Below are 12775 nucleotides of genomic sequence, written 5' to 3' on the forward strand. Positions count from 1 at the left end.
CGGGATCGCCTCGGCTCCTCGCGCGCGTCCGCGCGAAGTCCCCCGTCTGCGCCGTCCGCAACCGGTGCCGCCCGCGGCGGGGCGCCTTCCGGCAAGGGGCCGCACGGGTGACGGGCCCGCACCCTCGCGTGGGGTGCGGGCCCGCCGGACGGAGCAATCGGCGTGTGAACGCCTACCGGTTGATCACGAAGGTGGAACCGGGTTCGATCAGCACGTCCCCTTCGGCCGATCCGGTGATGGTGACGTTCGTCAGGGTGGCGCTGCCCCGTGCCCCGCTCATGGCGAGGATGCCGGAGCCGTTGTTCGACTTGCTGATGGTGACGTCCGAGATCCGCACGTCCGGCATGGCGCCGCCACCGGTCTTGAACTGGATGCCGTCGTACGTCGAGTCGTGGATGTCGGTGTCGCGGATGACCACGCCGGGGATGTCGGGTCCCTGGGCGAACAGGGTGATGGCGCCGAACTCCTGGTCCTCGTTCCAGAAGGCCCCGCCGGTGCGGTACAGCCCGTTGCCGGCGATCAGGGTCTGCCCGGAGAACGGCGTGGGGTCGTGGTCGGTGGCCAGCATGATGCCCGGGTAGTTCATGGTGTCGTACACGAGGTTGTTCTCGACCGTGTTGCCGTGGCCTCCGTAGATCGCGATGCCGTTGGCGCGCCAGGGCAGTTGCACGGTGTTGTTGCGGAAGTGGTTGTCGTGGCCGGTGTCGGTCGCCGGGTTCTTGACGTACTTGCTGGACCACACGGCGAGGGCGTCGTCGCCGGTGTTGCGGAACGACGAGTTGGTCACGGTGGAGTCGTGGCTGCCGTTGGTGAGGTTGATGCCGTCCGCGTAGGTGTTGCGGATCCGCATGCCGGTGAACTCCAGTCCGTCGGCGGGGTTCCACAGCTCGGGGATGTCGGAGTAGTCGCGGCCGGCCCAGACGCCGACGTTGGCGTGTTCGATCCACACGTTGCTGATGCGGGTGTTCCTGCCGAAGCGCCCGTTGAGGCCGACTCCGCCCTCGGCGCCCCCGTCGCCGCCCCGGATGGTGCCGGAGCCGAAGATGGCGAGGTCGGAGATCTTCGTGTTGTCGTCGATGTCGAAGCCGAAGTTGCCCTCGTGCGGGTGGTTGATGCCGCCCGCCTGGTGCGGGGGCGTCAGCGTGTACAGCTGGGAGTGCCACATGCCGGCGCCGCGGATGGTGACGTCGCGGATGCCGACCTGGTTGAACTGTCCGCGGTCCAGCGGGTCGTCGGTGAGGATCTTCCTCTCCTGCCGCCACTGCCCGGCCGGGATCCACACGCAGTCGATCTCGCCCCGCTGGTCGGCGGTGACGGCGCGCTGGATCGCGGCGGTGTCGTCGATGCCGTCGTTGGGGACGGCGCCGTACTCGGTGATCGAGACGCATCCCGCGGGCTTCTCGGCGGGCGGGGCCACCTGCTCCAGGTCGATCAGGTCGACGACGTAGAAGGCGGCGCTGTCGTCGGCGTCGCGCTGGAGCCGGAACACAGTGCCGGCCGGGTAGGTGTCGGCGAGCAGCGCGTGGGACTCGTCGAAGAGGCGGCGCGCGTCGGTCCGGGGCGTGTTGGTGAGTCCTTCGGGATCGTCGGTCCTGCCGTACAGCCAGCTGTGCTTGGAGCTGAGGCCCAGCTTCTGCACGAACTGCCCGTCGGCGTAGAGGCTGAGCGTGGCCTCGGTGCCTCCGCCGCCCGGGGCGTCGGGGATGGAGTTGCGCACGACGATCGAGTTGGTGGCGTCGGTGGAGGTGAACTCGACGTACTGGCCGGTGGAGTCGAGCCTGACGGACTGACGGCCGGAGGACTCGGTGGCGAAGTTGGTGTGGCCGAAGGTGCGTCGGGCGTCGGCGGTCAGCAGGGTACCCCGGTAGGCGCCGTCCTCCGCCTCGTACTCGGTGTACGGGACGGCTGCGCCACGGCCGACGACGATCGACCGGCTGAGGACGTTGTTGTGCTCGTCGGTCTCGGTGACGGTGCCGGTGGCGTCCGCGGTGGCGGTGAGGACGGCGGGGCCCGCCGTGGCGGTCCAGGTGCCGGCGACGGCGATCTCGGCGGTGGCGCCGGCGGCGACCGCCCCCGTGACCCCGTCGAGGGTGCGCCCGGCGACGGTGAGCCGGGTGACCGAACCGGCGGGGGCGGGTGAGGTACCCCGGTTGTGCACGGAGACGGTGAACGACACCGAAGCGCCGACGGCGGGGGTGGCCGGGCTGGTGCGGATGCCGGTCACCTCCAGGTCGGGGCCGGGGCTCTGCGCGACGGTCAGCTTCTGGGAAGCGGTACGGCTGTTGTTGGTCTCGTCCAGTTCGGGGACGGTGTCCGTGGGGTCGACCACGGCGGACACGGTGTAACTGCCCCTCGCGCGGGCGCCCGCGTCCACCGACACCGTGGCGGTGGCGCCCGGGGCGAGCCCGGCGACGGGTGCGCTGCCCACGACGGTGCCCTCCAGGCTGACGTTCACGGTCGCGGCGGCGGACTGGGCGGTGCCGGCGTTGCGCACGGTGGCGCGGACGGTGACCGGGTCCGTCTCCGTGGGTGCGGCGGGGGTCCAGTCGAGGGCGGTGACGGTCAGGTCGGGGTTGGGCGCGGCCGTGCCCCGGACCTCCAGCTCGGCGACCTGGGCGCCGTAACCGGCCGTATTGTGCGCGAACTTGAGCTGGACGTCGGCGGCACGTCCGGTGACGGGGATGGTGACGCTGTTGCCGTTGCCCGCCGGGTCGAAGGTGTGGTCGGCGCGGGCCTTGAGCGTGGTGTAGGCGCTGGACGAGCCGTCACGTCCGAGGACCTCGATGCTCTGGGTGCGCCGCTCCCATGCCGCGTCCGGGTACAGCTTCACCACGACGGCGGTGACGTCGGCCTCGGCGCCGAGGTGGACGGTGAGCGTGGCGGGGTGACCGGCCGACTCCCAGTAGGTGTCGACGCGCCCGTCGGTGGCGTTGGCTGCCACGAAGGAGTGAATCGTGGAGGTCGCCTCGGCGGGTTTGCCGAGGGCCAGATTGGTTCCGTCGGCCGGCGGCTGCTCCGGTCCCCCTCCTCCGTCCTCGCCGTACACCTCGAGCGCGGACAGCTGGGCGGCGTTCCAGCCGGTGTTGGCGGTGACGCGGACGCGGAGATGGCGTACGTCGCGGGCCGGGAAGGTGAGCGTGACGGTGTTGGCCCGGTCGGGGTCGAAGCGGTGGGCGGCCGAGGCGGACAGCGCGGTGAACGACGAGCCGTCCGTGCTGCCCTCCACGGCGAGGGTCTGGGTGCGCGCCTCCCAGGAGGCCGGCAGCTTCAGCACGACCTCGTCGACGCCGACCGTGGCGCCCAGGTCGAGGCGCACGGACTGCGGGAAGTCACCCAAGGGGCCTTCCCAGTAGGTGAGTTGACTGCCGTCGGTGATGTTGGTGGCGGGGTGTTCGGGATGGGACCCGGTGGCCGTGGCGCTTCTGCCGAGCGCCAGGTCGGGTCCGCGGACGGCCTCGGCGGCCGCGCCGGCCGTAGCGGGTGGGAGACCGGCGGCGACCAGGCCGGCCAGGAGCAGGCCGGTGATCGTACGCAGGCCGAAACGCGTGCGTCGTCTCATGTAGTCCTCGTTCCACGGCGGGTGCTGAGGGCGCGCGGCCACCCGGGCAGCCCGGTGACCTGCCGAGGATTGCCGACGCCCGATTCGATATTTGCGGGACGTCGTTCATTTCTTGCGGCTCTCGCTTTGAAGTTTCCGGCTCGCGCATCACTTGTCAATGGCGTGGACACAGCGTCCGGAAGGAAACGGCGGCACCTCGCGCCTCACGGGCGTCAACCGGGCGTCCCTGCGGGAGGCCGCGGAGGAGAAACGGTCAACCCCGCCCGGCCGTACCATGACTGGCCACCGGCAGACCACACGACGAAAGGACGCCCTCATGTCCGACCACTCGACCGTCGCCACCACCGATCTCACGTCGCAGTACGTCGCCCAGGTCGCGAACGACCTCGAGCGCAACGCCAAGGAGCAGGAGCGGGTCGGCGCCGAGATCGCCGAGCTGCAGCAGCAGTTGGAGGCGCTTCGGCGGGACCATGCGTTGCTGGTGAAGATGCAGCAGGCGCTGGATCTGGCGGCGGGGCCCCCGGCTGACGCCGTTTCCGCCGCGGAGGGCGCTTCCTCGGCGGAGGCCGTCGGGGACAGCGCGGTCGCTGAGTCCGCTTCGGTCAGCGAGCCCTCGGAGGACGAGTCCGCCGAGCCGGCGGAGGAGACCGCCGGGTCCGGACGCGCGACCGTGCCCGCGCCGCGCGGCCGCGGCGCGGTCAAGTCGGAGGCGGAGAAGCCGAAGCGGAAGAAGGTGTCGGCGGGCGGTGCGGGCCAGAGCGCCGCGTCCGCGAAGTCGGGTGGTGCCACGAAGGAGGGCGGCTCGACGAAGGCCGTGGGTGCCGCCAAGACCGCCGGTGCCGCCAAGGCCGGCAGCACGGCGAAGGCCAACGGCGGGTCGAAGCCCGCCGGCTCGGCGAAGGCCACCGGCGCCAGGTCGGCGCGCAAGCCCGCCACCCCCAAGCCCGCCGGGAAGGCGTCCGCGGTGAAGGCGCCGGCCAAGGCCGCGGAGTCCGCCCAGGGCGACACGCCGAAGCTGGTGGACCTGGTGCGCCGTCATCTGGACGAGCAGAAGGAGCCCCGTTCGGCGGCGGAGGTCGCCACGGCGCTGGGCCAGGCGCATCCCGAACGCACCATCAAGGTGACGGTGATCCGCTCCACCCTGGAGGGCCTGGTCGCGCGCAACCAGGCCCAGCGCGGCAAGCAGGGCACCTCGGTGTTCTACACCGCGCCCGACAACGGCATGCCGGCCCCGGAGCGTGCGGCGGACGCACAGTCCTGAGGCCGGCCGGCCGCGGCTACGGGCGCGTGTGGCGCACCTCCAACGGCCGCCCGAACGAGACGCGGGTGCGGGAGCCGTCCGCCGCCCACGTCACCTCCACGGTCCCGTCCTCCACCCGCACATCGGTCACCGCGTCCTCCGGAGACGGCGCGTCGGGGCCGGTGGTCAGGGACGCCAGGGCGAGGTGCACGGTGGTGCCGCCGCAGCCGCCGGTGAGGCGGGGCACGTGCGCCCAGGGGGTCCAGGCGGTGCCCTGGGGCGCCGGGAGCGTCTCCGGGGCCGGGGTGTCCCAGCCGTACAGGCCGTGCAGGGCGGAGACCGTCGGCTCCTCCGGGCCGGTGGCCCAGCCGGTGAGGGTGACCCGTGATCCGGGCGGCGCCCCCACCACGCGATGTGCGCGCAACTCCAGACCGCCGTGCGCGACGGTGACGCTCTCGACCGTCAGGCCCGGCACCATCGGCGGGCCCGCGGCGAACACCGGCCGGTGCCAGGAGGCGGCCCAGCCCCAGCCGTCGCCGTGTCCCGCGCCCAGGGGGTGGACGCGGCGGCGCACACTGGGCCGCCCGGCCACCTCCACCGACAGATGGTTGTCGGCGACGTTCGCCGGGGCGGTGGGTCCGGTGCGGGTGGAGTACGCCAGGCGGCCGTAGTGCGGGTCGTCGTCGGCCGCCGACTCCCCCTCGTGCGGCCGCACATGGTCGCTGCCGTGGTTGTGCAGCCGTACGGTGCCGTCGGCGCGGGTGGACTGCAGGAGCAGGCCGGGTCCGGGCAGGGACAGCACCCGGTCGGTCTCCTCCACCGGGGCGGGCTCCTCGGTGTCCGTCCACAGGGGGTGGTCCGCGGGGGCGAGCAGCGTCACGAACGCCTTCGACGCCCAGTACGGCGACGCTGGACCGGAGTACTCCTGGAGGCTCGCCTCGTGCGGGCCGTACCAGCCGAGGGACAGCAGCCCGTCGGGGGTGAGCGCGCCGCGGTCGAGGAAGTGGCGCAGGCTGCCGCTCACGATGCGGCGGGAGGCACCCGGCGTCAGCGGGGTGTGCCCGGTGACCGCACCCAGTGACACGGCGGAGGCGGCGGCGAAGCGGTATGTGAGCGAGCGGCCGTAGTGGAGCGGGGCGCCGTCCGCGCCGAACATCAGGGAGAAGCCGTCGAGGTGGGCGCGGAGGCGTCCGCCGTGGTGGGCGAGGGCGTCGGCATCCCCCGCGAGGTGGGCGTCGAGGACCGGGTAGAGGTGCAGGGCCCAGCCGTTGTAGTGGTCGAAGGCGCGTCCGTCGCCGTCGGCGTACCAGCCGTCGCCGCGGTACCAGCTCTCCAGCAGGCCCAGTGCCCGCTCCCGGGCGGCGGCGGTCTCGGCGTCGCCCCGGCCGACGGACTCCAGGAAGCCGGCCACGGTGTACGGGAAGAGGTACCAGTTGTTGGGCGCGGGGGTGTGCCGCAGCGCGCCGCGCAGCCACTCCTCGGCGCGGTCCTGCACACCGGAGTCGATCTTGTCCCACAGCCAGGGCGCGGTGAGCCTCAGGCCGAGGGCGACGGACGCGGACTCCACCATGGGCTGGCCCTGGACGTCGAAGTCGAGGATCTCGGGCCAGGACTCGGTGTCGTCACGGCCGGGGGTGCGGGTGCCGGCGGCCAGACCTGCCGCGTACCGCTCCAGCAGGTTCCGCGGGTCGTCACCGTCGGCGCCCGCGACGCGGAAGGCGGCGGCGAGGAACGTCCGGGCGTACCCTTCGAGGCCGTCGGAGCGCACGCCCGAGCGGGAGGGGCGGCCGGGCAGGTGCAGCAAGGCGCCGGCCGGGGTGGCCCAGCGCCAGGCGGCCGTGAGCAGCCCGTCCGCCACCGCCTCCCAGTGGGCCCGGGTGTATCCGGTGCGGGGACTGATGTCGTGGTCGTCGGCGGGCAGTTCGAACGGGATGCTCATGCGAGGAAGCCCAGCCTTTCGCGTCGGACGGGGTGCAGGAAGCCCTCTCCGGCTGCCCAGCGGGCGACCTCGGAGACGGCGGTGTCGGCGAGTCGGCGCCACTCGTTGCCCTGCGAGCCGGCGAGGTGCGGGGTGATGAGGACGTGGTCGCAGTCCCACAACGGGTGGTCGGGCGGGAGGACTTCGGGTTCGGTCACGTCGAGCACGGCGCGGATGCGGCCGGCGAGGGCGGCGTCGGTGAGCGCGTCCTGGTCGAGGACCGCGCCGCGTGCGGTGTTGATGAGCACGGCGCCGGGCCGCATGGAGCCGATCAGCTCCCGGGAGACCAGGCCGCGGGTCTGGGGCAGCAGCGGGGTGTGGACGCTGACGGTGTCGCTCAGCCGGAACAGCTCGGCGAGTCCGACGCCGCGCACGCCGAGCCGGGCGGCCTCGGCCTCGTCGACGTACGGGTCGTGGAGCAGTACGTCGACGTCGTGCGGGCGGAGCAGGTCGATCACGCGGCGGCCGATGAGGGAAGCGGAGAGGATGCCGACGGTACGGCGGTGGTTGCCGACCGTGCGGGGGGTGTGCAGCCAGTCGGCGCGGGTGCGGGAGGCGCGGTACTCGCGGGCGCTCTCCAGGACCCGTTTGCCGGTGAGGAGGATCATCGCGAGCGTGTACTCGGCGACGGGGACGGCGTTGGCCGCGGCGGCGGAGGACACCTCGACGCCGCGGTCCCAGCAGGCGTCGGTGACATGGCCGCGGACACTGCCGGCGGTGTGCACGACCGCCCGCAGCCGGGGCGCCGCCCGCAGCACGTCGTCGTCCAGGGGCGGACAGCCCCAGCCGGTGACGAGCAGTTCGACGTCGGCGAGCACGGCACGGGCGGCGGGGATGGTGAAGTCCTCCAGCACCGTGGGGGCGAGGCCGCACAGGGCGTCGAGGGCGGCGCGCGACTCGGGGCCGAGGACGGCGGAGGCGGCGCCCGCGGACATGGCGAGGGCGACGCGGGGACGGGGGCCGGGCGTGGGCTCGGTCATGTGGTGCGGTGACTCCTTGCGTGGGCGTTCACTTCACGGCGCCGGCGGTCAGACCGCTGCGCCAGAAGCGCTGGAGCAGGACGAAGGCGAGGATCAACGGCACCACGGCGAGCAGCGAACCCATGATGACCACGGGGTAGTACTCGGGTGAGACGGACGCGGAGCTGTTCCACGCGTACAGGCCGAGGCTGACCGGGTACAGGTCCTGGTCGGAGAGCATCACCATGGGCAGGAAGAAGTTGTTCCAGATGGCGGTGAGCTGGAACAGGAACACGGTGACCAGTCCGGGTCCCAGCATCCGCAGCGCGACCCGCGCGTACATGGTGAGTTCGCCGGCGCCGTCGATGCGGGCGGCCTCCAGCACCTCGTCGGGGACGTAGCCCTGGCTGAAGATGCGGCCGAGGTAGACGCCGAACGGGTTGAAGAGGACGGGGATGAACACCGCCCAGAAGGTGTTGACCAGCCCGGCCCCGGAGGCCATCAGGTACAGCGGCAGGGCGAGCACCGTCTGCGGCACCATGACGGCGGCGAGGACCAGGCCGAACAGCTTCTCCTTGTGCCGGAAGCGGTACTTGTCGAAGGCGTAGCCGCAGGCGACGCTCACCAGCGCGCCGACGGCGGCGCCGAGCACCGCGTACAGCAGGCTGTTGACGTACCAGCGTCCGTACAGGCCGCCGTCCATGGCGAACAGGTCGGTGAGGTTCTGCCCGAAGGAGAAGCCGCTCAGGGAGAGCAGGTCGCTGCCGAAGAGGGCGTCGCGGTTCTTGGCGGCGGCGAGCACCAGCCACAGCACGGGCAGCAGGGTGTAGAGCACGGAGATCGCGACGACGGCGTTGACGGTGGCCCGGCCCAGCAGGCGGGGGCGCAGCGCGGTGGTGCCGGTGGCGCTCATCGGGCCTCCTCGGCGGTGGAGTCGCGGCTGGTGAGGCGGGTGACGCCGTAGGACAGGGCGACGGTGCACAGCAGCAGGACCACCGAGGCGGCCGCGGCGAGGCTGTAGTTGTTGCGGGTGAAGGCCGCGTCGTAGATGTACATGCTGGGCGAGAAACGGGAGTTGATCATCTGGGAGGACTGGCTGAGCAGCATCGGCTCGGTGAACAGCTGCAGCGCCCAGATGAGGGTGAACATGGCGACCATCACGATGGACGCCCGCACCAGCGGGGTCTTCACCTGGAGCGCGGTGCGCACAGGGCCTGCCCCGTCGACGACGGCGGCCTCGATCACCTCGCGGGGCACGGCCTGGAGGGCGGCGTAGAAGACCACCATGTTGTAGCCGAGGTTGCTCCACAGGGCGATGTTCACGATGGACGGCAGGACGGTATGCACGCCCAGGAAGTCGACGGTGATGTCGGCGCGGGCGAACAGGTCGATGACCGGGCTGATGCCGGGGGTGTAGAGGTACAGCCAGATCAGCGCGGCGATGATGCCGGGCACGGCGTGCGGCAGGAACAGCCCGAGCTGTGCGAAGGCGCGCAGGCGTACGACGCCGGAGTCGAGCAGCAGGGCCAGCAGCAGCGCGCCGACGACCATGAGCGGGATGTAGATCAGGCAGTACGCGGCGACGGTGCCGAGGCCGCCGAGGAAGGTCGGGTCGGTGAGGACGGCGGCGTAGCTGCGCAGGCCGACGAAGACGGTGCGTTCGGGGCCGAAACCGAGGCCGGGCTGGTCGTCGCTGGAGAAGCTGAGGTAGGCGGCGGTGCCGACGGGGATCAGGAAGACGGTGGTCAGCAGCAGGAAGAAGGGGGCCATCAGCACGCCGGCGGCGCCCAGTCCGCGGCGCCGGGCGGTGCGGCGGGTGCGGGCGGAGGGGGCGGCGGTGCGCGGGGCGGGGACCCGCACGGTGTGCTCGGTCGTCGCGGTCATGAGGGGTGTCACCTGCCTTTCGGGCGGCTCAGGTGCTGTGCTGGGTGGTCGACAGGCCGAGGGCCTTGAGGTCGGGCATCGTGCCGTCCTGGGCGGCGCGCATCGAGCCGACGATCGTCCCGCGGCCCGCGGAGACCCGGGCGAAGGAGTCCTGCATGACCCGGCCGGTGGCGGTCATCCGCGGGCCCCAGACCCAGCCGTCGCGAATCTTGGCCGCCTCCTGCTCGAAGAGGGTGTAGATGTCCTGGCCGCCGTAGTAGGAGCGGTCGAAGGCGTCCCGGCCGACGGCGACGAGGGCGGAGGCCGCCGGGTACTGGCTGCTGGTGCCGCTGGACAGGCGGGCGCGCAGGGCGTCGGGGTGGGAGACCTGCCAGGCGATGAACTCCATCGCGGCCTCGGGGTTCCTGCTGTCCTTGGTGACGGCGAAGGTGGAGCCGCCGTGGGTGCCGACGGCGGGGCGGGCGGTGTCCCACCGGGGCAGCGGGGCGATGCGCCACTGGCCCTTCTGGCCGGGGCGTGCGTTCATCTGCGCGCCGGCGTCCCAGGCGCCGCTGAGCCGCGTCAGGACGAGCCCGTTGCCGATCTGGGCGTCGGACTGCCGGCTCTCGACGGCGTTCATGAAGACGTCGTCGCGGTCGATCAGGTCCTGCCAGTACGCGGCGACACGGCGGGTGGGGGCATCGGCGAGGGAGACGTTCCAGGCGCCGTCGCGGGTGTCGAACCACTGGGCGCCCGCCTGCCAGGAGTAGGCGGCGAACTGCGTGGCGCCGTCGGTGGGGAACAGCACCAGCCGCCGCTCGGGCGCCTTGCGCCGGACGACGCGGGCGAGGTCGGCGAACTCGTCCCAGGTGCGCGGCACTTGGAGGCCGTACCGGTCGAACAGGTCGGCGCGGTAGTGCATCACCATCGGCTCGACGTCGAGGGGGACGCTGAACACCCGCCCCTGGAAGGTGGTCAGGCCGAACGCCTGCGGCAGCAGTTCCGCCCGCAGCCGGTCGTCGACGAGGTCGGTGATGTCGCGGGCGACGCCGTCGATGGCGAACCCCGGCACCTGCGGGTACTCGATCGTGGCGACGTCGGGGGCGTTGCCCGCGCGGGCGGCGTTGCTGAGTTTCGCGTAACCGCCCTGGCCTCCTGAGGGAATCTGCTGGAAGTCGACCTGGATGCGGTCGTGGGTGCGGTTGAAGGCGTCGACCACTTCCTGGCTGCCGCGCAGGGCGGACCAGAAGGTGACGCGAACGGGCTTCTTTCCGGTACCGGTTCCGCTGCTGCCTGATGGGGCGTCGTCCGCGCCCCCGCTGCAGGCGCCGAGGGCTCCTGCAAGCGGCGCGGCGGCCATCGCGGCGAGCACGGACCGACGGCGGTGTCGACCGGGCATGGCGCCTCCCGCGGCTCCTGGCGTGTCTGGGACACGGCTGTTCGGGACACGGGAATCGTGGGGGCTCGACCGGTAAACGGTCAATAGATCGATCAGAAGAAAATGAAACGTTCAAACGCTCACGTGGGTGGGCGCGGTCTCTGTGGCGGCCGGTGCGGGCGGAAGGGGGTGGTCGTTCAGAGGGCGCGTGTGGAGCCGCGGACGGAGAGGGAGGGCAGGAGTTCCACCCGGCGTACGGGGGTGGGGCCCGCGGCCTCCGAGTCCAGGCGTTCCAGGAGGAGTTCGGCGGCCGCCCGGCCGACGTCCGCCTTCGGCGGGGCGACGGCGGTCAGCGGGGTCGTGCCGAGGCCGGCGACCACGTCGTCGTAGGCGACGACGGAGCAGTCCTCCGGGACGCGCACCCCGTGGTCCGCGAGCCGCTGCACCAGCATCAGCGCGTCGACGTCACCATGCAGCACCGCCGCCGTGGCGCCCGTCCTCCGCAGCACCTCGTGCAGTCCGGCGGTCTCCTCCGGCGCGTACGGGCCCTCCTGGCCGGCCTCGGGCGCGCTCAGCGTCCACGCCCACGCCTCGACGAGCGGGTGCGCCTCGGCGATCCGGGCGCACGCCGACCGCAGGGTGCGCGCGGTGGGACTGTCGTCGCGGGTGGCGAACACGATCCGCCGATGCCCGAGGCCCACCAGGTGCTCGACGGCCAGGTGGGCGCCGTAGACGTGGTCGGAGCAGACGGAGTCCATGGCGTGCAGCGCGGTGCCCGTCCCCGGGCGCCGCTCCATCAGCACGGCGGGCACCTCCAGCGCGGCGAGCCAGGCGTGGTCGGCCTCCTCGTCGGCGAGGGTGCGCCAGCGCGGGGCGAGCAGCAGACCGGCGGCGCCGTCCTCCAACGCCCGCTCGACCAGGGGGCGTTCGGCGCCCGCGACCTGGGGTGCGATGTGCAGCGCGATGCGCTTGCCGGACGCTTCCAGCACGGAGCGGGCGCCGTGCAGGGACTCGTACAGGTAGTGGTGACGCTCGGGCACGACGACGGCCACGGTGTCGCCGTCCGGCGGGCGCGGCGCGGGGATGTCGCGGGCGGCGAGGGTGGAGCGCACGACGCCGTGCCCGCGGCGCAGCCTGCCCTCCTGGGCCAGCTCCTCCACGTCCCGCCGCACGGTCACCACGGACACCTCCAGCTCGGCGGCGAGATCACTCACCCGCGCGGATCCCCGGGACTCCACGGCAGCGAGGATCCGCTGCCTCCTGACCTCGACCGGCTCGCGCATGAGGCCCCTCCCCGCGACGGAATGTTCGTTTGAACGATGCGGGCATCATAACGATCGCTCCGGCGGGCGCCCGCGGAAGCGGTCCGGCTCACGCGGCGCGGGTCAGGACGGGCGGGTGCCGATGGTCATACCCGGGCGGCGGCGGTGGACGGTGAGGTACGTGAGGCCGTCGGGGCCCGCTGCCAGGGAGCGGGTGGAGCCGTGCGGGAGCCAGGTGAGGGTGCCTGCGGGGAGGGGGTGTTCGCCGTCCGGGGCGGTGAGGGCGCCGTCGCCGGCGAGGACCAGCAGCAGGACGTCGAGATCGGGCTCGCGGTGGGTGTCCACGCGGTGGCCGGGCGGCAGACGGACGACGTTGGCGTCGAGCTGCCGCCCGGACTCGGCGAGCCGCCACAGCGCGCCGGCGGTCCCGTCGCCGGCGGCGGCGGCGGCCGCCAGTGCGGCCGTGTCGCAGAGGATCCGAGGCAGAGGTGCCTCGCCGTCACCGTCCGGTCTTCCGGTGTGCTCCGACGTCATGG

Annotated in this window: 9 protein-coding genes; 1 reads left to right on the forward strand and 8 read right to left on the reverse strand. The window is 72.8% G+C overall.

All coding sequences use genetic code 11. The features are described 5' to 3' along the window. Positions 1 to 172: 172 nt before the first annotated feature. Positions 173 to 3559, reverse strand: a complete 3387-nt coding sequence (locus ACQY0Z_RS34405) for a CARDB domain-containing protein (protein WP_439813507.1) — start codon at positions 3557 to 3559, stop codon at positions 173 to 175. A 316-nt stretch (positions 3560 to 3875) separates the two neighbouring features. Here ACQY0Z_RS34405 and ACQY0Z_RS34410 point away from each other — a divergent pair, with 316 nt between their 5' ends. Continuing rightward, complete coding sequence (locus tag ACQY0Z_RS34410; RefSeq protein ID WP_439813508.1) at positions 3876 to 4820, forward strand: hypothetical protein; 945 nt, start codon at positions 3876 to 3878, stop codon at positions 4818 to 4820. A gap of 16 nt (positions 4821 to 4836) precedes the next feature. Here the strand turns inward: ACQY0Z_RS34410 and ACQY0Z_RS34415 are convergent, their stop codons facing one another. The 7 genes from ACQY0Z_RS34415 to ACQY0Z_RS34445 all read right to left on the reverse strand — a co-directional run bounded on the left by ACQY0Z_RS34415 (position 4837) and on the right by ACQY0Z_RS34445 (position 12773). Further along, entirely contained in the window at positions 4837 to 6738 is a 1902-nt protein-coding gene (locus tag ACQY0Z_RS34415) for a DUF2264 domain-containing protein (protein ID WP_439813509.1), read from the reverse strand. Beyond that, the gene (locus ACQY0Z_RS34420; protein ID WP_439813510.1) at positions 6735 to 7757 is read right to left on the reverse strand and encodes a hydroxyacid dehydrogenase; all 1023 of its coding nucleotides are present in this window, start codon (positions 7755 to 7757) and stop codon (positions 6735 to 6737) included. The genes ACQY0Z_RS34415 and ACQY0Z_RS34420 overlap by 4 nt, the downstream gene beginning before the upstream one ends. A gap of 28 nt (positions 7758 to 7785) precedes the next feature. Continuing rightward, the gene (locus ACQY0Z_RS34425) at positions 7786 to 8649 is read right to left on the reverse strand and encodes a carbohydrate ABC transporter permease (protein ID WP_189899880.1); all 864 of its coding nucleotides are present in this window, start codon (positions 8647 to 8649) and stop codon (positions 7786 to 7788) included. Continuing rightward, a complete protein-coding gene (locus ACQY0Z_RS34430; RefSeq protein WP_381730841.1) occupies positions 8646 to 9620 on the reverse strand; it encodes a carbohydrate ABC transporter permease in 975 nt (324 codons plus the stop codon). Before ACQY0Z_RS34430 ends, ACQY0Z_RS34425 begins: the two co-directional genes overlap by 4 nt. A gap of 28 nt (positions 9621 to 9648) precedes the next feature. Beyond that, the gene (locus ACQY0Z_RS34435; RefSeq protein WP_439813511.1) at positions 9649 to 10998 is read right to left on the reverse strand and encodes an ABC transporter substrate-binding protein; all 1350 of its coding nucleotides are present in this window, start codon (positions 10996 to 10998) and stop codon (positions 9649 to 9651) included. A gap of 176 nt (positions 10999 to 11174) precedes the next feature. Then, the gene (locus tag ACQY0Z_RS34440; RefSeq protein ID WP_254587105.1) at positions 11175 to 12260 is read right to left on the reverse strand and encodes a substrate-binding domain-containing protein; all 1086 of its coding nucleotides are present in this window, start codon (positions 12258 to 12260) and stop codon (positions 11175 to 11177) included. Positions 12261 to 12362: 102 nt separating this feature from the next. After that, entirely contained in the window at positions 12363 to 12773 is a 411-nt protein-coding gene (locus ACQY0Z_RS34445) for an AraC family ligand binding domain-containing protein (RefSeq protein WP_439813512.1), read from the reverse strand. Positions 12774 to 12775 lie beyond the last annotated feature (2 nt).

It is taken from the genome of Streptomyces sp. P9-2, assembly GCF_051903975.1.
GTDB lineage: Bacteria > Actinomycetota > Actinomycetes > Streptomycetales > Streptomycetaceae > Streptomyces > Streptomyces cellulosae.